A 22,643-nucleotide genomic window follows, 5' to 3' on the forward strand; every position below is an offset into this window, starting at 1 on the left:
TTATATCAATTTCCTCTTTTTGTCATTATATCATTACTATTAGCTTTAATATTCGTCAATTTTGTGAAATCACAGACTATTTATTTAACATTCTAATGATTCTTGCAGGATTTCCTGCAACAAACGCATTGGGAGGAACGTCTTTCGTCACGACGGCGCCAGCAGCAACAACAGCATAATCACCAATCGTTACGCCAGGTAAAATCAAGGAATTGGCACCAATCATCACATTTGAACCAATATATACATCTCCCAATCGATATTCTTCAATTAAATATTCATGGGCTAAGATTGTCGTATTGTAACCAATAATCGTATTATCACCAATGTGAATTTTCTCAGGGAACATGGTATCCATCATCACCATTAAAGCAATTGACGTTTTCTCGCCAATTTCCATCTGCAGAAAAGTGCGATAAAGCCAATTTTTTACAGGTAACCACGGAGTAAACCGAGCAATCGTAATCACGATAAAACTCTTCATGACCTTCCAAAAGGAAACGGTTTGATATACTTGCCATAAAGAATTGCTACCTTCTACAGGATATCTCTTAGTTTTCCTCATCTACTTTCTTCGTTCCCTTCACAATATCGATTAAATCGCGAAAGTCGTATAGCATAAAATCTGGATGAAATTGCTGCAAAAATTCTGGGCCTTTGATACTCCATGCTACACCAACAGACGTAATGCCTGCATTTTGAGCTGCTTGAAGATCATATTGGGAATCCCCTACCATCAATGTGGTTTTAGGATCTGCGCCTAGCCTTTCCATTGCAAGAAGCACAGGCTCTGGTGCAGGCTTGTGTAGTTCTGTATCTTCGTATGTTACGATGGTATCCATCAGCACATCTAAGCCAAATAATTTTAAACCCATCATGACGGTATTTTTCATCTTCGTCGTAACTATTCCTAATGTTGCTCCTTCTTGTTTTAGAAGCGCTAGTACTTCCTTCACATGTGGAAATTCCATTACCATCTCATCATGGGTTCTTACATTATGTTCACGATAAATCTCAACCATTTGTTGAGCCGTTTTTTCCTCCCCAAACTGTAACATTTGTTCATATAAGGGGCGACCCATATGGGGAATGATCACTTCACGAGTATATTTTCCAGGATAAAATTGTTCCAATGTATATAAAAAGGAGTTGATGATCAACTCATTCGTATTAATAATCGTTCCATCTAAATCAAATAGTAAAGTCTTATATTTCACTTTGCTTCTCCCTTCACCACAAGTTCAGTATGAGTAATCAGCCTTTGCCATACTTTAGCTGTAAGCATGGTAATCACAAAGGCAACGGCCACACGAATGAGCAACAAAGGAATCACATTGATACCTAAAGGAATAAAAATCAACGTATCCTCAATCACCGCATGACTAGCAACTAGAAAAATAGACAAAAGATATAAATCCCGTTTTGAGAAATTTTCTTCTTTCGAACTCTCAATGATGACTCCAGCACCATAAGCTAATCCAAAAATCAATCCTGCCAATAATGGAACAGATGTCTTCCCGGAAGAAAGTCCTAAAACCCTTGTTAAGGGTTCTAACCATTTGGAAATATATTGAATTGCATGTAAATCCTTTAATAGTTGAATGCCTAACATGAGGGGAAATACGATTAACGCAATTTGCCAAATGCCAAGTAACGCTTTTTTAAAGGCTAATAAGCCGATACCAATCCAAGTTTCAGGTTGTTCTTGAACGGCCGCAACCATTCCATAATGGGCCGAATTATCTCCTCCACGCCAGAAAAGGTAAACAAGAATTCCAGCAGCAAATGATAATCCAATACGTAAGGAAATTGGAACGATCGCCTTAACACCAATTTTTTTAGCCACAACGGTTTCAACCAACAAATTATGAGCAAAACTTAACATGATCGCTAAGATAAAAACGTTTTTTACTGTTAAATCTAAAGACAAAATGGCTCCTATTGCCGCATAAAGATTTAATAAATAGCCTAATGCAAGTGGGATTGCAGCTTCACCAGGTAATCCTATCCATTTCATTAACGGTGTAAAAAAAGAAGTGACCCAATGAATCACTGGGGTATAATTTAAAATTGAAACAATCATCGTGATTGGAAAAACGACTTTTCCTAAAACCCAAGTGGTATGAACACCCGACTTTAGTCCTTTGCTCCAAGTTTCTTTCGTAATCATCTTACACTCCCCCGTTGCTCCTTACCCTTGTTTAATCTTCATATCGTGCTGGCCGAACTGTTTTATATTTTCGAATCCACATAGCAACTAAAGCTAGAAGTATTAATACGACACCAATCAATTGAGCAATACGAACATTTCCATAAGCCATTTCACCTGGTTCAAAATAGATCGCCATAGGGGACCAGAGAATTTTCATTAAAGAAGCTAACCATGTTGGCCCGTCAAAAGCTAGACTGTCTGTTCTTAACCCCTCGATAAAAAAACGACCAATCGAATACCAAATAAAATAGCTTAAAAAAACCATTCCTTGAATCGGATTTTTCTTTCTATACCAAACCAATAGAATCACACCGATGATATTCCAAATCGATTCATATAAAAACGTAGGATGATAATATACACCACCAATATTCATTTGGTCAATGATAAATTGCGGTAAATGAAGATTCTGCAAAAATTCTAAACTCACAGGTCCACCGTGTGCTTCTTGATTCATAAAGTTGCCCCAGCGACCTATCGCTTGCCCTAATAAGATACTTGGTGCCACCAAATCAGCCAACTTTAAAAAAGAGATATTTTTTACTCTAGCAAAGATATACCCTGTTAAAATCGATCCGATCAAAGCCCCGTGTATCGCAAGCCCACCTTTCCAGATCGCAATAATATCCTCAGGGTGCTCAGAATAATAGTCCCATTGAAAAAGTACATAATAAGCCCTTGCTCCAATGATTGCTGCAGGCACCGCATAGATAAGTAAATCCATTAACAGGTCTGCATTAAAACCAATTCGCTTAGATTCCCAAAGAGCGAGTAGCAAACCAAATATGGCAGCTGAACCTAAAATAATTCCATACCAGTGAACTTTTAATGGCCCAAGTTGAAAAGCAATTGGATCAATAGCTAATGTGAACATTCATACCCCTCCATATTCGTTAGTCGATTTCTTCTTCCATGGCCTCCGTTAATCGAGCAGTAAACTCTTTAGCTGCATGATACCCCATTAACTTTAAACGGTAATTCATCGCAGCAACTTCAACGATAACAGCTAGGTTTCGGCCAGGACGAACTGGGATTGTAATTAAAGGAATCTCTGTATCCATAATCTTCATCTTTTCTTCATCTAATCCTAACCGCTCGTAACTCTTATCCTTATCCCACATCTCCAAGTTAATCACTAAAGTAATCTTTTTATGAATTCTTACCGCTCCTGCACCAAATAACGTCATTACATTGATGATCCCTAGTCCTCTAATTTCTAATAAGTGGCGAATTAACTCCGGTGCTGTTCCGATCAATTCATTTTCAGCTGTTTGTCTAATCACTACTGCGTCATCCGCAACTAAGCGATGGCCACGTTTTACTAATTCCAAAGCTGTTTCGCTTTTACCAATTCCACTGCCACCAGTAATCAAAATTCCTACACCATAGACATCAATCAATACACCATGAATCGTCCGGGTAGGGGCTAGTTGGGCCTCCAAATAATTCGTTAATTTACTGATAAAACGAGTGGTATTTAATGGCGTTTTTAGAATCGGAATTTTCCTATCGCAGGCTACCTCCAATAATTCATCTGGTGCTGGCATATCACGAGCAATGATGATGCAGGGTGTATCATCTTGACATAATTGTTCCATCCGCTCCCTTCTCACATCGGAAGGAAGTCCATTAACAAAGGTGATCTCTGTTTTTCCCAAAATTTGTACCCTTTCAGAAGGGTAATATGTAAAAAAACCTGACAATTCTATTCCTGGTCGACTAAGATCGCTTACAGTAACCAATCGGTCTAGATCCGTATCCTTACATAATAATTCTAAGGAAAAATCCTCTAATAAATCTTTTACTTTTAATTTTTTGTCCATTTTATCACTCCACAACATTGTATCCAATGAGTCCTTAAGATAACCCACAAAAGTAACGACTTCCTTCGAAGCTTATTCCGATTACTTTTGCTTGGTCCCGTTATAATAATAGCGACTGATGATAATCAGTCGCTTTTAAAAAATCATAATCTTATTATAAATGATTTTTGATTCAATTGTAAAATTAGAAAATCGCATCTTCACTATCTTTATCAAAGATATGAATTTTGTTCATATCTAATGCCAATTTAACTTGGCTTCCTGCCCTTAATTGAGTGCGGGCATTAATTCTTGCTGTCACAGAATCTTTACCAATTCCAGATAGATATAGGTACATTTCCGAACCCATGTTTTCTGCTACATCGATCGTTGCTGTGAATTGACTTTGTGGTGAGGATTCTAAGAAGATAGGTTCGTCATGGATATCTTCTGGGCGAATCCCAAGGATAATTTCTTTACCTGCATAACCTTTATCGCGAAGAATTTTAGCTTTTCCTTCAGGAATTTGTAAAGTAATGCCTTCTGTTCTAAAGAAAAGCATATCTTCTTTTCCTTCTAATTTACCAGGAATGAAGTTCATCGCTGGTGAACCTATAAATCCAGCAACAAAGATATTTTTTGGATGATTATAGATTTCATTTGGTGTATCTACTTGTTGAACAATACCATCTTTCATAACCACAATCCGATCACCCATGGTCATCGCTTCTGTTTGATCGTGTGTAACATAAACAACGGTTGTTTCAAGACGCTTGTGTAGTTTACTAATTTCTGTCCTCATTTGTACACGCAATTTAGCATCTAAGTTAGAAAGTGGTTCATCCATCAAAAATACTTTTGGTTCACGAACAATCGCTCTTCCTAAGGCAACACGCTGTCTTTGTCCACCAGAAAGCGCTTTAGGTTTACGATCTAATAAATGTTCGATATCAAGAATTTTAGCAGCTTCATGAACTCTTTTCTTGATCTCATCTTTGCTAAATTTTCTAAGTTTCAAACCAAACGCCATATTATCATAAACAGACATATGAGGATATAATGCATAGCTTTGGAATACCATCGCAATATCTCGATCTTTAGGCGCTTTATTATTGACTAGTTCATCGCCAATATAAAGCTCACCCTCAGAGATTTCCTCTAATCCAGCAATCATCCGTAATGTTGTTGATTTACCACAACCAGATGGACCAACAAGCACTAAAAATTCTTTATCTTGAATTTCCAAATTAAAATCTTTTACAACTTCTACATCACCATAACGTTTGTAAATATGATTTAATGTTACCTTTGCCATAAAATTCCCCTCCATTCTGTATTACTTTCATTCTAGCCTATCTTTGTAAGCGTTATCTATGCGCAAATCTTACAATTTTTTCGCATCAATTCTGTGCATTTTGTCCATCATCTTTGTTTAACATCATTATGATTTTAGCAATTACCGCATCCTCAAATTTTTTTACATCAAGATTTGTTGCTTGCTTAATCTTTTCCAAACGATATTGTAGTGTATTACGATGGATATACAACCTTCTGGCAGTCTCACTCATATTTAAATTTTCTTCAAAAAATACCTCTAAAGTCTTATTTAACTCCGGATCATTTGGCCACTGTAATGGTTTAAAAAGTTTTAAACCATCTTCAGGGATTGAAAAAATAAGTCGTTCAAGCTGATGAGTCCAAGGTAATAAGAGATCAACCTGCTGCCACAGTCTCATCACCCATTTTTCATCAAGTAGTAGCTGTCTTCCCTCTTTTATTAAATCTTCTATCTGATCAATAGGATAGTGTAATCCTATTTTTATTTCTTCTTCCCATTCATTTTGAATCATTGCTTGTAAACCATAAGCAAACTCTTCTAATTCAATAGATTGGTGATAGGGTATTTTTAATTCAAGATTTGAGATCACGATCATTAACATGGTTTCAGAGATGGTTACTTCAAAGAAATCGAATTCTAAATACGAATGAAGCAATTCAATCAAAGAATGATCCCATTCACTATGGCGCTGTTTGATAAAAAGAATCGGAATCCACCCTTGATTCCAATTCTTAACTTTATTTACCCATGCGGGAATTTGAATCATTGTAGGTCGTGTATTGGTGTAACTCTTATCCATCCATTGTTCCTTTAGCCATTCTTGCAAACGAGTTTGCTCGGGATCCTCATTTAGGAGATTTTCTTTTAAATAAGCTATCATTTCTACAATTTCTTTCTTTGTAAAGTCTTGCTTTTCTCGTGGTAGGCGTAAATAAGTACGGATATGATCCTTTTCAAACAAAAATATATCATGATTATTCTTTTGATCTTTTTCCTTTTCGGTTGTTGCTGAAACAGAGTAAATCTCTATTTCCATTCTTACTCACCCCTACTCCTCATTCAAAACAAACTTCTGCAACACTTCCCATACCCCATGGTCATTATTCGTCTTTGTCACATAATCGGCCAATGCCTTTATATCTGGATGTCCATTTCCCATAGCTACTCCTAACCCAGCCACTTCAATCATATCCCGATCATTATAACTATCCCCAATCGCAATTACTTGGTCCATAGTGATCCCTTTGCTTTGGGCTAAGTATTGAATAGCTTGTCCTTTCGATGCCTCTCGATGAGAAATCTCTAAGAAATCTGGTTTCGATATGGTAACATGGGCCAAATCCCCATACTTTGTCTGCCACTCCTTTTCCATTCCCTTGATCACTTCTGGTTCATCAATGGTAATGATTTTTAAAGGCTTAGTTTGAAGTTTATCCATCGTTTCAATCAAATCATCTACTTTTTTAAAAGGAACATTTGAAGCCTTACTATATTTCTCCACATATTTATTATGACTTTCAACAATAAGTTCATCGTGTAAATAGATTTGAATATGTTTGTTTTGTTGTCTAAGTTCTTGAATCACTTGAATCGTTAAGTCATATGGTAATAGTCTTTCATACAACACTTCTCCACTAAGGACATTTTTAATGAGTGCACCTTGATAGGTAATAATGGGTACATCGAGCTGAATTTCTTTCGCATATTGAGCTGCAGACTGAAACATTCGGCCTGTTGCTAGTGTCACAGTCACTCCTTTTTTAACAGCTTCTTGTATGGCTTCTATCGTCTGTGGAGAAATTTTTAGATCATCTCTTAATAACGTATCATCTAGATCGATCGCTACTAGTTTGTATTTCATCTATCTCCTACCTTTCTATCCTTTTATCGTCGTATATTTCTAATTTTTCTTTTTCCGTTCCTAATTTGATGATTTTATTCTGCTGATCAACAAAGACGACTTTAGGTTGATGATCTTTAGCTTCTTGATCATCTAACCAACCATAAGCTATAATAATCACTACATCTCCTGGTTGTACCAAACGTGCTGCAGCTCCATTTAAACAGATGGTCCCGCTTCCCTTCTCACCAGTAATCACGTAAGTTTCAAAACGAGCCCCATTATTATTATTCACAATTTGTACTTTTTGACCAGGTAAAATATCTGCTGCCTCCAATAAGTCTTGGTCAATCGTTATACTTCCCACATAATTGAGATTCGCTTCAGTTACAATGGCTCTATGGATTTTTCCAGTCATCATTTCTCTAAGCATTTTCTATACCTCCACAATCATATTGTCTATTAACCTAGTTGTTCCAAATTTAACGGCAAGTGCAATCAATACCTTATGATTGATCTCCTTTACTTCCTCAAGGTTTTCGCCATCAACAATAGAGACATAATCAATATTGGCTAATGGTTGTTGTTGGATCATCATTTCAATTTGCTTTTTTAACCTCATCGCATCCCGCTCACCTTGTTCAATCCTTTCCTTCGCCATATTTAAAGCATGGAAAAGAACAATGGCTTGTCCTCTTTCTTCGGAATTAAGATAAACATTGCGTGAACTCATTGCCAATCCATCTGCTTCTCGTACAATCGGACAAACCACTACCTCTACATCCATATTTAGATCCTTCACCATTCTCTGAATGACAATCACCTGTTGAGCATCTTTTTGTCCAAAATAAGCACGGTCAGGATTTACAATATGAAATAATTTATTAACGACTGTAGTCACGCCCAAAAAATGACCCGGTCTTGATTTTCCACATAATGTTTCCGTCAATTGTTTTACTTCTACATAGGTATTAAATCCTTCTGGATACATTTCATTGATTCCAGGTATAAAAAGTACATTTGCGCCTGCTTCCTGAGACAAACGTATATCCTGTTCTATATTCCTTGGATAACGTTCAAAATCTTCACCTGGGCCAAACTGACGAGGATTAACGAATATACTCACCACGACCAAATCATTCTCAACAGCTGCTCTTCGGATCAAGGAAAGATGACCCTCATGCAAATATCCCATGGTAGGAACAAAGCCTATTTTCTTCCCTTCTTTCCGCATTTCTTTCAAATATGATTTCATTTCTTGAATGTTTTTATAAATCTCCATATTATTTTCCCCCATACAATTGAGATATTGAGATTCGTTCCGAATGAAAGCAATGTTCTTCCCTTGGAAAAGTTCCTTGTTTTACCTCTTTTATATATTGAGAAACAGAATCTTTGATCGTTTGACCAATTTCTGCATATTGTTTTACAAATTTGGGTATATTCCCATGATAAAATCCTAAAAGATCATGAGTGACTAATACCTGCCCATCACAGCCAACACCAGCCCCTATCCCTATGACTGGAATCGAAAGCTGTGAAGAAATCATCGTTGCTAATTCAGCAGGCACCATCTCCAATACGAGGGAAAAAACCCCTGCATCTTCAAGAGCTTTAGCATCTTCAAGCAATTTCCTAGCTTCATTTTCAGTTTTTCCTTGTACATAATATCCACCCATTTGGTGAATAGACTGCGGAGTAAAGCCTAAATGGCCCATGACAGGAATACCCGCTCTTATAATCGCTTTGATCTCTTCTATGATTTCTATACCACCTTCTAATTTTACTGCTTGAGCATGGCCTTCTTGAATAATCCGGCCCGCATTTTTGACGCTTTCTTTGATCCCCATGTGATAGGATAAAAATGGCATATCTCCGATCACAAGCGCTTGATCTACTGCTCGGCTGACGGCTTTTATATGATGAATCATATCCTCCATCGTCACTTGTGTTGTATTTTCATAACCTAATACAACCATTCCTAATGAATCGCCTACAAGTATTCCATCGATTCCACTCTGATCTAATAATTTAGCTGTGGGATAATCATAAGCTGTCAACATCGTGATCTTCTGTCCTTCTTGCTTCATTTTACGAAAAGTTGCTATTGTGTTTCTTTTTTTCATTAGATATTAGCACCTCCTTCATTTTTTCAGCCGAATCAGATGTAATCCGCCCTCCCCGTTTTGCCAGGTCTATCGTTAAAAAACCCATTTGTTGGTAAAGATCAAGCCAGGTTTGGTCTACTTCCCCAAGTACTTCCAAATGCTTTTCTAGTGTACACATGTCACCCCTAGAAATTGGGCCAGTTAAAGCCTTTTCCGTCCCTAAATCGATCACTCGATCGATCGTTTTTTTCACAAGGGGCTCAATTAAGTCTTTTGTTTGATTTTGTTTAAAACCAGCAGTAGTCAGCATTTGGACACCTATATCTACTAATGTGACTAAATAATTTGATAGAATGGTTGCTGCAGTATGATATAAGGCCTTTACATCTGTACGAATCTCCATCCATGAATTTCCACATTGATCTAAAAGAGATTTTAATTCCCCTAACTTTTTCCCTCTTCCTTCTATTGTAAATAAAACAGATTGAAGATCAATAACAGCTTTTTCTGGATCACTAAAAGAAAGCATAGGATGTAATGAACAAACCGTAGCCCCATGATCCCATAAAGAAGATAGCAAATTAGAAGTATGTAAGCCACTCAAATGAAATACTATCTTATTTTCCCATACAATCGGTAAACTAGCCAGTTTTTCAGATATGCTTGCAATTTGATCATCGTTCACTGAAATAGCTATTAGATCTGAGTCTTTTACCAACGCTTCCAATTCTTGATAAGCCATACTTTTGCTTTTGCTCGCAGCCTTTACTGCATGTTGATAGGTACGAGTATAATATCCTACCACTTGAAACCCCTTACGATACCAATATTCACCTAATGACGTACCCACTTTTCCTGCTCCAATAAATCCAATCTTCAATTCATGACCCCCTTCCTAACTTTAATAAAATTTAAAACAGGAGAATATACATACTCTTTTATCTTGTAATGAAATGAAAGCTCTCTTTAGTATTAAAGAAATAACCACCTGATTGGTGGTTATTTCTTATCTTGTGCCAAACCATTTAAAATCACCTTAATAATCCAACTCACAGCAATCCCTCACTAATCTTCTTGAGGCATAATGAACATCGCTATGATATAAACGATAATCCCTGGGAAGGCTGCAGAGAGTACAGATATCAACACATATAATAATCGAACAACCGTCACATCCACATCAAAATAATCTGCAAGTCCTCCTAGTACCCCAGCAATCATCTTATTATTTCTTGATCTTCTTAATTTTTTCATATTACAATCACCCTTTCCCACCTTTATCTATTCATACGTTTCTACTCGAAAATAATTTCAACCTTTTCATGTTTTTCTTCATCTCTGACATCGACAATCGAGCCAAATTGACCTGTTTCAATCACAGTGATCACTCGTTTTTAGGAAGTAGCTTGTGCGTACTCCCGAATTCTTTCTTCTGCCCGTCTTCTATCTCTTTCTAGGATTGGTTTTAAATATTTTCCTGTATAAGATTCTTCTACCTCTATGATTTTTTCAGGGGTACCTTGAGCAATGATGATCCCTCCCCCATCACCACCTTCAGGTCCTAAATCGATGATGTAATCAGAGGTCTTGATGACATCTAGATTATGTTCAATCACAAGTACAGAATCACCATTATCTACAAGTCTTTGCAACACCTGTAATAGTCTAGCAATATCATCTACATGAAGTCCAGTCGTTGGTTCGTCAAGAATATATAAGGTACGACCATTACTACGACGATAAAGTTCAGAAGCTAGTTTCACCCGCTGGGCTTCTCCTCCAGATAAAGTAGTGGCAGGTTGTCCTAATTTAATATATCCCAAGCCAACATCAAACAAAGTTTGTAATTTTCGCTGGATACGTGGAATGTTTTTAAAGAACTCTAGCGCATCTTCCACCGTCATATCGAGTACATCGGAAATCGTTTTTCCCTTATACTTCACTTCTAACGTCTCCCGATTGTAGCGTTTACCCTTACATACCTCACAAGGAACATAGACATCAGGGAGAAAATGCATTTCAATCTTAATGATTCCATCCCCACGGCAAGCCTCGCAACGGCCACCTTTAACATTAAAACTGAAGCGGCCTTTTTTATACCCGCGCACCTTTGCTTCTTGGGTATTTGCAAAAACATCACGAATATCATCAAACACACCTGTGTACGTAGCAGGGTTTGACCTGGGAGTACGCCCAATTGGTGATTGGTCAATATCGATTACCTTATCTAAATACTCGATTCCCCGTAATTCTTTATATTGTCCTGGCTTTTGTTTTGCACCATTTAATTCTTTGGCTAATGTTTTATATAGAATTTCATTAACCATCGTACTTTTACCAGAACCTGATACACCAGTTACACTTGTAAAGACCCCCAGTGGAATTTTTACATTGATATTCTTTAAATTATTTTCCTTTGCTCCCTTTATTTCTAACCATTTTCCATTTGGTTTACGACGTTCAACAGGGACAGAAATAAATTTCCTTCCACTTAAATATTGACCAGTTAGAGAATTCTTATCTGCCATGATCTCTTTTGGCGTTCCCTTCGCGATGACTTGTCCTCCGTGAATTCCTGCCCCTGGCCCAATATCAATAATGTAATCAGCAGCTAACATGGTATCTTCATCATGTTCTACTACGATAAGCGTATTCCCTAAGTCCCGCATATGTTCTAAAGTTCTAATCAGTCGGTCATTATCCCTTTGATGTAAACCAATACTTGGTTCATCTAAGATATAGAGCACTCCCATTAAACTAGAACCGATTTGGGTTGCAAGACGAATCCGCTGAGCTTCACCTCCAGAAAGCGTTCCAGCAGCACGGCTTAAAGTTAAATAGTCTAAGCCTACATTCGCTAAAAATCCAAGCCGTGATTTAATTTCTTTCAAAATAAGATGAGCAATCGTTTGTTCTTTTTCTGTTAAAGTTAAATTCTCAAAAAAGCTTAATGCATTCTTGATCGAAAGATCTGTAACATAGGCTATATTTTGACCGCCAACTTGTACTGATAAAATTTCTTTCTTTAATCGAGCCCCTTTACAGGTTGGACAAGGATTATGACTCATAAACTGTTCGATATGGTCTCTTGTATAGTCAGAAACCGTCTCTTTATACCTTCGTTCCAAATTAGGAATAACCCCTTCAAATGGAACATCTGCTTCTCTCACTTGACCAAATTCATTTTCATAACGGAAATGGATTTTTTCTCCTTTACTTCCATGTAAAATTAAATGTAATTGTTCTGCACTTAATTGATCTACAGGAGTGTTCATATCAATACCTAAGTGGTTACAAATCGATTCTAGCAACTGTGGATAATAGGTAGAGCTAATTCCTGCCCATGGTTCAATCGCCCCTTCGGCTAAAGTCTTTTTGGGATCAGGAATCAATAAATCCGGGTCTACTTCCATTTTGCTTCCTAACCCGTCACATGTAGGACAGGCACCATATGGACTATTAAAGGAGAACATCCTTGGTGATAACTCATCCATACTAAATCCACAGATTGGACAAGCCAATTTTTGACTAAATAAAAGCTCTTCCTCGCCAATGATTTCCACAATCACTTTGCCATCAGCCATCTGTAATGCTGTTTCTAATGAATCGGCTAACCTTGTTTGAATATCAGGCTTTAAGATAATGCGGTCAACAACCACTTCAATTGTATGTTTCTTATTCTTCTCAAGCTTGATTTCTTCACTGACATCTAAAACTTCTCCATCGACACGGACACGAACAAATCCCTGCTTTTTGATATCTTCTAAAACCTTGCTATGCTCCCCTTTTCTCCCCTCTATGACTGGAGCAAGAATCTGCATTTTCGTCCGCTCTGGATAACTCAACAACCGGTCTACCATTTGTTCAATGGTCTGTGCACTGATTTCTGTTCCATGAACAGGACAATGTGGTTTTCCGATTCGTGCAAATAATAGACGTAAATAATCGTAAATTTCCGTAACCGTTCCAACAGTAGAACGAGGATTTTTGCTAGTGGTTTTTTGATCAATGGAAATAGCGGGGGACAATCCATCAATAGAATCCACATCCGGTTTATCCATTTGACCTAAAAACTGTCTAGCATAAGCTGATAAAGATTCCACATAACGGCGTTGCCCTTCAGCATAAATCGTATCAAAGGCTAAAGAGGATTTCCCTGAACCACTTAACCCAGTCAATACGACAAATTTGTCACGGGGAATCGATACATCAATATTTTTTAGGTTGTGAACCCTTGCTCCTTTTATTTCAATCTTTTCTTGTGGCATTATAGATCCCCTTCCACTTTCAATTCCATGATGAGATCACGTAATTCTGCTGCTTTTTCAAAATGGAGTTCTTTAGCAGCAGCTTTCATTTCTTTTTCTAAACGCTCAATCATTTGAACTCTTTCCTTCTTACTCATTTTTCTCTGTTTTCCTTGACCATAATCAGCCTTTTGCTCAGCAACCTTCACTGCTTCGATCACATCGCTCACTTTCTTACGAATGGTCATAGGAACAATGTGATGTTCTTTATTATAAGCGATCTGAATGTTACGACGTCGTTCCGTTTCTTCTATCGCTCTTCTCATTGAATCGGTGATTTTATCCGCATACATAATCACCATGCCATTAGCGTTTCTCGCTGCCCGACCAATCGTCTGAATTAAAGAGGTTTCAGAACGTAAAAACCCTTCTTTATCTGCATCAAGAATTGCAACCAATGAAACTTCTGGTATATCTAAACCTTCTCTTAAAAGGTTGATTCCCACAAGAACATCAAACTCTCCTAGTCGCAATCCACGTATAATTTGCATTCGTTCCAAGGTTTTAATATCTGAATGAAGGTATTTCACCTTGATACCAATTTCCTTTAGATAGTCTGTTAAATCCTCTGCCATCTTTTTCGTTAAGGTAGTCACCATGACTCGTTCTTCTTTTTCGATTCGTAAATTGATTTCACCAATTAAATCATCAATTTGTCCTTTAATTGGGCGAACATCAATGACAGGGTCTAGTAACCCAGTTGGACGAATAATTTGTTCGATTACTTCTGGGGCATGTTCCAATTCATAGGGTCCAGGTGTAGCCGAAACATAAACGATTTGGTGAATGTGCTTTTCAAATTCATCAAACCGTAGAGGCCTGTTATCCAAAGCGGAAGGCAAACGAAAGCCATGATCGACAAGTACCTGTTTACGTGCCCTATCACCATTGTACATTCCCCGAATTTGGGGAATCGTTACATGGGATTCATCGATCATCATTAAAAAATCATCAGGAAAATAATCTAACAAGGTGTTAGGAGTAGAACCAGCAGGCCTTCCTTCTAAATGCCTAGAATAGTTCTCAATTCCTGAACAAAATCCAACCTCTGCCATCATTTCCAGATCATATCTTGTTCTTTGTTCTAAACGCTGGGCTTCCAATAATTTCCGTTGATCTCTTAATTCTTTTAATCTAGCGTCTAATTCCTCTTCGATATTTTTAAGTGCTAATTTCATTTTTTCTTCTCTTGTTACGAAGTGAGAAGCAGGAAAAATCGCAATGTGATCCCGGTCACCAATAATTTCACCTGTAAGCACATCGATTTCCCGAATTCGTTCGATCTCATCGCCAAAAAACTCGACACGTACCGCTTGTTCACTACGAGAAGCCGGAAAGATTTCAATCACATCGCCACGAACTCGGAAGGTCCCACGAGTGAAATTAATATCATTTCGCTGATATTGAATATCCACCAATTTTCTTAAGACTTTATTTCGCTCTCGTTCCATTCCTACTCTTAATGAAAGAACAAGCTCTCGATACTCTTCTGGAGATCCTAATCCATAAATACTTGACACACTAGCGACAATAATAACGTCCTTTCGTTCAAATAAAGCACTTGTTGCTGAGTGGCGTAATTTATCAATTTCATCATTGATGCTTGCATCTTTTTCAATATACGTATCCGTCTGTGGAACATAGGCTTCTGGTTGGTAATAATCGTAGTAACTTACAAAATATTCAACAGCGTTATTAGGGAAAAACTCCTTAAATTCACTAGCCAATTGAGCAGCAAGCGTTTTATTATGAGCAATCACTAAAGTTGGTTTATTCACTTGAGCAATCACATTGGCCATCGTAAATGTTTTTCCTGTCCCTGTTGCCCCTAATAGTACTTGGTGTTGTTTATTTTCTTTTATTCCCTGAACTAAAGCTTCAATTGCTTTAGGTTGATCCCCTTGTGGTTTATACTCTGATTGTAGTTGGAAAACTTGGTCCATCCTCAATATCTCCTTGTCAATCACACATATAAATAAATTATATCATATCTATAGTGAAAACGAAAAGAACAAATGTTCCTTGAATGGTCAAAAAAACGAGCTACTTGTTTTTAAGCAGCCTTTGTCTACTTCTGATTTTATTCTTGGCAAAAATCTACTTTTTAAGCCCCACGGAAGATTTTTTCCGCTTTCTGTCTAAATAATTTCAACAAATTATGATCTTCCATTTCGATATAATAGGGTGCTTCGTCATCGGGAGCTAAGATGATTCCTAATTGATGATGATCGCCCTCATAAAGGGAATGTTGAACCAATTTGATATGTCCTGAAAGATTAATGATTTCTAGCTTTGCAAAGGCTGATTGACTTTGAAGAGCCTCATAAAGCCCTCGTTTATCAGTAACTGGAATGCCATTCACTTTTTTTATCGTTTCACCCGATTTGATCCCCATTCTTGCCGCTGGACTTCCCGGGATCACTTCTAGAACTCTTAGACCATCATTAGGATGAACAAAAAGCACACTTCTTTTTGCTTCTGCCCTCTTCCCAATAAGTCTTAATCCTTCATGAGCTAGTGCTGCAAAAAGAGCAGCAATGATTTGAAGGGGTAGCCAATATTCTGCAGCAAAAGCTAGTCCAAATAAAAATACGCTATAAATCATTAAGTGTTTTGAAGCCACTTTGCTTTTTTCAACAGATGTATAAACAGTAGTAACATCTGAATAACCAATGATAGCTGGAACTGGTAAAATCGTTAGACTTGATGCCCCACCAATCAAAGGCCACCAAGTAGAGGATAGCTCGATTCCTTGACTTGAATCACCAGTAGAAACAACTAAAAATAAGGGTAGTAGCCAAAAAGCTTGAATATGTTGCCCCCTATCAATTTTCCTCTTTTGGTTTCGATGAATAAGGGTGTCGATGTTTTTTCAGCTTGCAAGCGAATGAGAAATGCCTCGATCAAATGTAAAATGGCAACAATGGCGATAAGAGAGGGAATATGTAATTGAGTCACCATCTCCCAAAATGGTTTTAACCAAACTATTTCTGGTGTTGGAAAAAGTCGCATGATACCTGCTAATAGTCCTAATATACCTGCCGCATAGGAAAGACAAAGAAAGCGAATATGAAAAAAAATTAAAATCGCAGTAATCAACCAAACGATTCCCATCTCATATGGGTGAAATACTACGCCTAATGACATCATCAAACCTGATCCAACTACACCACCAATCAATCCATATCCGAGAGAACCTAGTACTTCTAAGGGAACTGAATGAATCCGAGAACTAAATAAGGTTCTTTCCAATATCATTTGTCTTCTATATTGAAGGATGATCAGAATCAAACCAATATACAACATAGGCTGTAAAAAAAGAAAAGGTATTTTCTTGATCAGTTCAATTAGCAGTTCCATTCATATGACTTCCTTCCCTTGATCATTTTGCATAAAATAGCCAATGAAAAATACCACATCATCATATGTGGTATTTATTCGATACTTGGATTTCGATTTCCTGCTTTTCTATTTTATTGCTTTTAATAATGTTTCAATGGCTACTTGAAGCTGCAAATCATTTTTTGGATCTCTAATTCGTTCAATGATTTTATCTTGAAGCTTATTAGCAGTAACTTGATCCACTACACCACTTGCTTTTAATCCATTTGCTTTTTGGAAGGCTTGAACAGCTAAGACCGTCTCTTGATCAAAGTACCCATCAGTTCTTCCTGTTTTATAGCCTAACCCATTCAATATAATCTGTAGATTTTTCACATCATTACTATTTGTATCTCGTTTTAATTGAATATCTTCTGGAAATGGTGCTGCATGGAAATATTCAGGCTGTTCCATCTTCACATCAGGTTGAATTCCCTTTTGATGAATCCAATTTCCATTTGGTGTTAACCATTTTGCAACTGTCAATTTAACATTACTGCCATCCGAAAGTTCAAAAGGATTCTGTACCGTACCTTTACCAAAGGAAGGCTCTCCAACCACTGGGTAATGTCCAGCCTCTTGTAATGCAGCTACTAATATTTCAGCAGCACTGGCACTTCCACCGTTAATTAGAGAAACAATCGGGTAGCTTGGTTGTTCCATTTCAGAATGATATTGTTCTCTTTTTTTGTTACGGTCCTCTACTTGAACAATAATCCCTTTATTTGGGACAACTAAATTCCCAATCTCTAATACACTCTGTAGATATCCACCGGGATTCCCGCGAACATCAATAATTAAACCTTTAATACCCTTGCTTTCTAAGTCTTTTAAAGCCTTTTTAAATTCCGCTGCTGTATTCTCACCAAAATTCGTAATTTCAATTTTACCCAATGTTCCTTTTTTGGAAGAAATCGTGCTTGAATAAACGGTTTCAATTGGAATTTCATCACGTATTACAGTTATCTCAATTGGTGCCTCTATACCTGGGCGAACAATTTCTAACACTGCTTTTGTCCCTTTTGGTCCTCTAATTTTGCTAACCGCTTCGATTAAATTAAGCCCTTCTAAAGACTCGCCATTCACTTTAATGATTTGGTCTCTAGGTCGAATTCCTGCTTTTTCAGAAGGACTCCCTTTTATTGGCGCGATCACAGTGATTTTACCATTTTCAATCGTTACCTCTGTCCCAATCCCTTCAAAAGAATCATTTAAACTTCCGAAAAAATCCTTCGATTCTTTCGCATCCATATATGTGGAATGTGGATCATTTAAGGACTGAACCATACCTCTAATTGCCCCATCGATTAATTCGTTTCCATTTTTCTTTTCAACATATGATTGTAATATGGTCTGATAAACATCAACTAGTTTATTCATCTCTTTCGGAACGGATTCAGTTCCAGATGGTTGGTTTATCACGATTCCATTCCCATCAACAACCATTGCAGTGACCAAACTACTTAGTACAATTGATAGTACAAGTAGGATTAATAATGTACGACCCTTAACCATCAATTCCACGCACCACCTTCGTTAGACTATTTACATTATATGATGGGCATGTACAAAATATGAAGTTATTTCTTTAAATAATTCCATGGATTGACAGCCTGTTTATTTTTCTGAACCTCAAAATGTAAATGTGGACCAGTAGAACGTCCAGTAGAACCAACTTCAGCAATTTTTTCTCCTTTTTTCACTTCTTGACCTACTTTTACTTTAATTCCACCATTTCGTATGTGTCCATACAACGTCCAAATACCACTCCCATGATCAATCATCACTGTATTCCCGTAACCACTCACATAAGTAGCAAGGATAACAACCCCATCATCTGCTGCAACAATATCTTTTCCTTGTGGAGCACCGATGTCAATTCCATCGTGACCAGTCTTTTTACCAGTTATAGGATGGATTCTCAAGCCAAAATCTGAAGTAATTCTAGTACTAGCAGGTAATGGCCAAGCAAACTTCCCACCACTATATTTAATATTTAATTTATTTTTTTCCCTTAATAAAGCAGCCTCTTTTTCAGCTAATTCTTTTACTAGATTTTGTTCTTCTTCTTTAAATTCAGCTAATTCTTGTGCCTGTTGGTTGAGTGAGGCAATTTTCACCTTTCTTTCTTCTTTCTTAGCAACTAATGTTTTTCTTAAATTCTCGGTTTCTCCAAATAACTGTTCCAATCTAGCTAATGAACGTTCAATCTCTTTTTTCTTCTCCACGATTGTGTTACGGTCTTTAATATTTTCTTCTAGTATTTTTTTATCTGAATCTACTATTTTTTGTAGGATATTAAATCTTTGTAAGAAATCTGAAAAACTTGTAGCCCCTAAAAGAACATCAAGGTAATCAACATCTCTATTACGTGCCATCAATCGCACCCTTGTTCTTAATAGATCGTCCCGTTCTTCTACTCTTTTTTCTGCTAACTCTAATTGATTAGCAGCTTCCTTTGCTTGAGTGGTCACTTTTTCAATTTGACCTTCTAATGTAAAAATTTTATTTTCTGTTTCGTTAATTTGTGTCTCTAAGGAAACAAGCTCTTTTTGAATGCTTTCTTTTGTTGAATTAATTTGCTTTAGTTGCATGTCAATGTTTCTTGCTTTATTTGCAGCCTCTTTCTTTTTTAGCTGAATTTGTTGGATCTGCTTGTCCAATTGCTGCGATTTGCTCACGGCTTTAGTTTCAATCATTGGGAAACTGATAGAAAAAAATAAACTTAGTGTTAGAACCAATGACAGCCATCGTCTTTTATCCATCTATTTTTTCTCCTTCCTCTCCCATTTTTCATTCTTCGTTTTCAATTCTCAATTCTCAATTCTAAAAATCCTTAAATTTTTAGGAATCGCCGCACTGACATCATACTTCCCCAAATTCCAATAAATGCCCCGATCACAACTAAGATTAGTGAAATTTGATAAGTTAATGGATATACTGGTAAAAACTTAAAGAATAAAAATGATAGATTCACTTTGTCTAATAGAGTGCGGTAACCTATGTATAAAAGAATAATTGGGCCAATCGAACCTAAAACCCCTAGTAAAAATCCTTCAACAAAAAATGGCCAGCGTATAAACCAATTTGTTGCTCCAACGAGCTTCATAATCTGAATTTCTCTTCTTCTGGCGTAAATCGTAATTTTGATCGTATTCGAAATTAAGAACATTGCTGTAAAGGCTAAACCAAGCGTAAAGGCCAAGCCAATGTTTCTCACCCATTTTGTGACAGCAAATAGTTTCTCAACAGTAGCTTTTCCATAATCTACATTAGAAACCATTTGAATTTTTGCAATTTTTTCTGCAACCTGTCCAGTGGTCTCGGGATTAAATGCACGAACTTGAAAACTATCATATAGCGAATTTTCTTCATCAAAGCCTTCTAATAGATAGGCATCTTTCCCTAAACGTTCTTTTAGTTGTTTTAAAAGTTCTTCTTTGGAAATGAAAGTAACGGATTTAACCCCATCCATATTACGTATCTCGTTTTCAATTGCCTTAATTTGTGCATCTTTTGCATTTAGGTCTAATTCGACAGTAATTTCAACCTGGTCTTCAATAATCTTTGTCATATAATTCACATTCATAGCAAGTAAAAGAAAGACACCTAATATGAGAAGGGTAATGGCTACCGCACTTACTGATGCAAAGGTCATCCAACCATTTCTGCCAATATTTCGAAAGCCTTCTTTTATATGTCGTCCTACTGTATTAAGATTCATAGCCGTATTCACCTCGCTGCTGATCCCTAACAACACTTCCATTCTCGATCGCAATAACCCGTTTTCTCAACTTATTCACGATCTCTTTGTTATGCGTTGCCATCACAATCGTTGTTCCTCGGAAATTGATTTTTTCAAATAAGTCCATAATTTCCCATGAAGTATCAGGGTCAAGATTACCTGTTGGTTCATCAGCAATAATCACGGAAGGGCTATTTACTAATGCTCTTGCCAATGCAACTCGTTGTTGTTCCCCACCTGATAATTGATTTGGCATAGCATTCATTTTTTCTTTTAAACCAACTAATTCAAGAACTTCAGGCACCCGTTTACGAATCAGTTTTTTTGGCGCCTCAATAACTTCCATTGCAAAAGATACATTTTCATATGCCGTTAAATTGGGTAACAAGCGATAATCTTGAAATACAACACCAATATTACGACGAATTTGCGGAATTTGTCGTTCTTTTAATTTTTCAACATTAAATCCATTTAAAAAAATTTGACCTTTCGTTGGGCGTTCTTCTCGATACATCAATTTAATAAATGTCGATTTACCGGCACCACTAGGGCCAACGACATATACAAATTCACCTTTGTTAATCTTAATATTTATGGCTTGTAAGGCATTAACACCATTCGGATATGTTTTCCAAACATCAAACATTTCTATCATAGTTTCACTTCTCTTCCTTATAATCTTAGATGGTGAAATTCATAAGTGGATTTTTATTCTTTTCGACATATCTCCAAAAAATCCTTTAAAAATTTTCAAGAAATATATGCTTTCCCACCCTCATTTTTCCATTAGCGACACTTTTCTAGTATTTATCTCATTATCTTTGTGAGAAAAAGTATTTCCCGGGAAAAAAATGACGAAAAAAGTAAATATGTACAATAACCTAACACTCACAAATAACGCTACTGGATTCATCAAAGTTTCTGGCAACTTTAGACAAAAAAAGACCTCTACATTTTTTACATAGTAGAGATCCTTTTACTACATTAATTATTTAACTTCCCTCCGAAAGAAGTCTCCCACTTCTAAACGTTAAGGTGTGCCAGCACCAGTGAAAGTGGGAGATGAATTTCGGTTATGCGTAGCCTAAAGTTGTCTTTTTTTGCTATGATATTAGCGGGTAGTTCACTAGGTTTTCTTTATGCTATTTTTTAAACTTCCACCTGTTGGCTTGGTTGAATGATAGGATAGGATTTTTTCATTTGCATGGCTACAACTGCTGCAACAAACGCTTTAATTAGATCCCCTGGAATAAAAGCAAGGTTAGAAATAAGCGCTTCGTATATATTCAACTTGGCCACGACAGCTAAATAAGGAATCCCAATCGCATAAACGATGAGAATACCACCAATGACATGAAAAAGAGTCAACTTCCAAACCTTAAGATTTTGCCATGAACGCTCTACTAATAAACCTATGACAAACGCTGCAATTGGCCAACTTAAAACATATCCACCTGTTGGGCCAAGCAAAACAGATATACCTCCACTTCCACCAGACAAGACTGGTGCTCCTACCGCTGCTAAAAGAACAAGAACGAGCATACTTAAACCACCTCGTTTAGCTCCTAATACTGATCCTGCCAACATCACGCCTAAGGTTTGCGCAGTAATCGGTACAGGTATAAATGCAAGTGGTATCGCTGGTAAATAACCAAGTACGGCAACGACCGCAGTAAATAATGCTACATACATCATCTCTTTTAATTTCATCTTTCGTCCCTACCTTCACATCTAATTATCATTAATTGTTTCTAAAAATTTGGAAATCTTTAACTCTAGCATAAAGGTAGGTTCATTATTTGTCAACTTAATTTTTATCAATAGTTAACATTTAATTTTTTAAAGAACAACTTGGCTTATGCCAAGCGTTGCACTTATACTTTCCTAAAATCGGGTAGGAGGCTGGCCA

Annotated in this window: 22 protein-coding genes; all 22 read right to left on the bottom strand. The window is 36.9% G+C overall.

What is annotated here, in order from left to right; all coding sequences use genetic code 11:
• Positions 1–76: 76 nt before the first annotated feature.
• The gene (locus U473_RS10495) at positions 77–565 is read right to left on the bottom strand and encodes an acyltransferase (RefSeq protein ID WP_068726117.1); all 489 of its coding nucleotides are present in this window, start codon (positions 563–565) and stop codon (positions 77–79) included.
• Positions 552–1,217, bottom strand: coding sequence for a pyrophosphatase PpaX (gene ppaX / locus U473_RS10500; protein WP_068726120.1), 666 nt, complete (start codon positions 1,215–1,217; stop codon positions 552–554). Before ppaX ends, U473_RS10495 begins: the two co-directional genes overlap by 14 nt.
• Positions 1,214–2,170, bottom strand: a complete 957-nt coding sequence (locus U473_RS10505) for a nucleoside recognition domain-containing protein (RefSeq protein WP_068726122.1) — start codon at positions 2,168–2,170, stop codon at positions 1,214–1,216. Before U473_RS10505 ends, ppaX begins: the two co-directional genes overlap by 4 nt.
• Positions 2,171–2,201: 31 nt before the next feature.
• The gene (gene lgt, locus U473_RS10510; RefSeq protein ID WP_068726124.1) at positions 2,202–3,086 is read right to left on the bottom strand and encodes a prolipoprotein diacylglyceryl transferase; all 885 of its coding nucleotides are present in this window, start codon (positions 3,084–3,086) and stop codon (positions 2,202–2,204) included.
• 19 nt (positions 3,087–3,105) lie between these two features.
• Positions 3,106–4,035 (bottom strand): HPr(Ser) kinase/phosphatase, encoded by a 930-nt coding sequence (gene hprK / locus U473_RS10515; RefSeq protein WP_068726126.1) that lies wholly within the window; start codon positions 4,033–4,035, stop codon positions 3,106–3,108.
• Between the two features lie 184 nt (positions 4,036–4,219).
• Positions 4,220–5,329, bottom strand: coding sequence for an ABC transporter ATP-binding protein (locus U473_RS10520; protein ID WP_068726128.1), 1,110 nt, complete (start codon positions 5,327–5,329; stop codon positions 4,220–4,222).
• A gap of 85 nt (positions 5,330–5,414) precedes the next feature.
• On the bottom strand, positions 5,415–6,389 hold the full coding sequence (locus tag U473_RS10525; protein ID WP_068726130.1) for a PucR family transcriptional regulator: 975 nt from the start codon (positions 6,387–6,389) through the stop codon (positions 5,415–5,417).
• 12 nt (positions 6,390–6,401) lie between these two features.
• Positions 6,402–7,214, bottom strand: coding sequence for a Cof-type HAD-IIB family hydrolase (locus U473_RS10530; protein ID WP_068726132.1), 813 nt, complete (start codon positions 7,212–7,214; stop codon positions 6,402–6,404).
• 7 nt (positions 7,215–7,221) lie between these two features.
• Positions 7,222–7,626: an aspartate 1-decarboxylase gene (gene panD, locus U473_RS10535; RefSeq protein WP_068726134.1), complete on the bottom strand. Its 405-nt coding sequence runs from the start codon at positions 7,624–7,626 to the stop codon at positions 7,222–7,224.
• Positions 7,627–7,629: 3 nt separating this feature from the next.
• Positions 7,630–8,475 (bottom strand): pantoate--beta-alanine ligase, encoded by an 846-nt coding sequence (gene panC, locus U473_RS10540; RefSeq protein WP_068726136.1) that lies wholly within the window; start codon positions 8,473–8,475, stop codon positions 7,630–7,632.
• A gap of 1 nt (position 8,476) precedes the next feature.
• Positions 8,477–9,319, bottom strand: coding sequence for a 3-methyl-2-oxobutanoate hydroxymethyltransferase (gene panB / locus U473_RS10545; RefSeq protein WP_068726138.1), 843 nt, complete (start codon positions 9,317–9,319; stop codon positions 8,477–8,479).
• Positions 9,285–10,181, bottom strand: coding sequence for a Rossmann-like and DUF2520 domain-containing protein (locus U473_RS10550; RefSeq protein WP_068726140.1), 897 nt, complete (start codon positions 10,179–10,181; stop codon positions 9,285–9,287). The genes panB and U473_RS10550 overlap by 35 nt, the downstream gene beginning before the upstream one ends.
• 185 nt (positions 10,182–10,366) lie before the next feature.
• Positions 10,367–10,555: a PspC domain-containing protein gene (locus tag U473_RS10555; RefSeq protein WP_068726142.1), complete on the bottom strand. Its 189-nt coding sequence runs from the start codon at positions 10,553–10,555 to the stop codon at positions 10,367–10,369.
• A gap of 140 nt (positions 10,556–10,695) precedes the next feature.
• Positions 10,696–13,569: an excinuclease ABC subunit UvrA gene (uvrA, locus tag U473_RS10560; protein ID WP_068726144.1), complete on the bottom strand. Its 2,874-nt coding sequence runs from the start codon at positions 13,567–13,569 to the stop codon at positions 10,696–10,698.
• Positions 13,569–15,551, bottom strand: a complete 1,983-nt coding sequence (gene uvrB, locus U473_RS10565) for an excinuclease ABC subunit UvrB (RefSeq protein ID WP_068726146.1) — start codon at positions 15,549–15,551, stop codon at positions 13,569–13,571. The genes uvrA and uvrB overlap by 1 nt, the downstream gene beginning before the upstream one ends.
• A gap of 161 nt (positions 15,552–15,712) precedes the next feature.
• A complete protein-coding gene (locus U473_RS10570; RefSeq protein ID WP_068726148.1) occupies positions 15,713–16,330 on the bottom strand; it encodes a PDZ domain-containing protein in 618 nt (205 codons plus the stop codon).
• Positions 16,331–16,386: 56 nt separating this feature from the next.
• Positions 16,387–16,968, bottom strand: coding sequence for a hypothetical protein (locus tag U473_RS10575; RefSeq protein ID WP_068726150.1), 582 nt, complete (start codon positions 16,966–16,968; stop codon positions 16,387–16,389).
• Positions 16,969–17,076: 108 nt separating this feature from the next.
• The gene (locus U473_RS10580) at positions 17,077–18,504 is read right to left on the bottom strand and encodes a S41 family peptidase (protein WP_068727634.1); all 1,428 of its coding nucleotides are present in this window, start codon (positions 18,502–18,504) and stop codon (positions 17,077–17,079) included.
• Between the two features lie 65 nt (positions 18,505–18,569).
• Positions 18,570–19,754, bottom strand: coding sequence for a murein hydrolase activator EnvC family protein (locus tag U473_RS10585; RefSeq protein WP_068726152.1), 1,185 nt, complete (start codon positions 19,752–19,754; stop codon positions 18,570–18,572).
• 71 nt (positions 19,755–19,825) lie between these two features.
• A complete protein-coding gene (gene ftsX, locus U473_RS10590) occupies positions 19,826–20,713 on the bottom strand; it encodes a permease-like cell division protein FtsX (protein WP_068726154.1) in 888 nt (295 codons plus the stop codon).
• Complete coding sequence (gene ftsE / locus U473_RS10595; RefSeq protein ID WP_068726156.1) at positions 20,703–21,389, bottom strand: cell division ATP-binding protein FtsE; 687 nt, start codon at positions 21,387–21,389, stop codon at positions 20,703–20,705. Before ftsE ends, ftsX begins: the two co-directional genes overlap by 11 nt.
• 494 nt (positions 21,390–21,883) lie before the next feature.
• The gene (locus tag U473_RS10600; RefSeq protein ID WP_068726158.1) at positions 21,884–22,444 is read right to left on the bottom strand and encodes a biotin transporter BioY; all 561 of its coding nucleotides are present in this window, start codon (positions 22,442–22,444) and stop codon (positions 21,884–21,886) included.
• Positions 22,445–22,643: the final 199 nt, after the last annotated feature.

Source organism: Tepidibacillus decaturensis, assembly GCF_001561915.1.
Taxonomy (GTDB): domain Bacteria; phylum Bacillota; class Bacilli; order Tepidibacillales; family Tepidibacillaceae; genus Tepidibacillus_B; species Tepidibacillus_B infernus.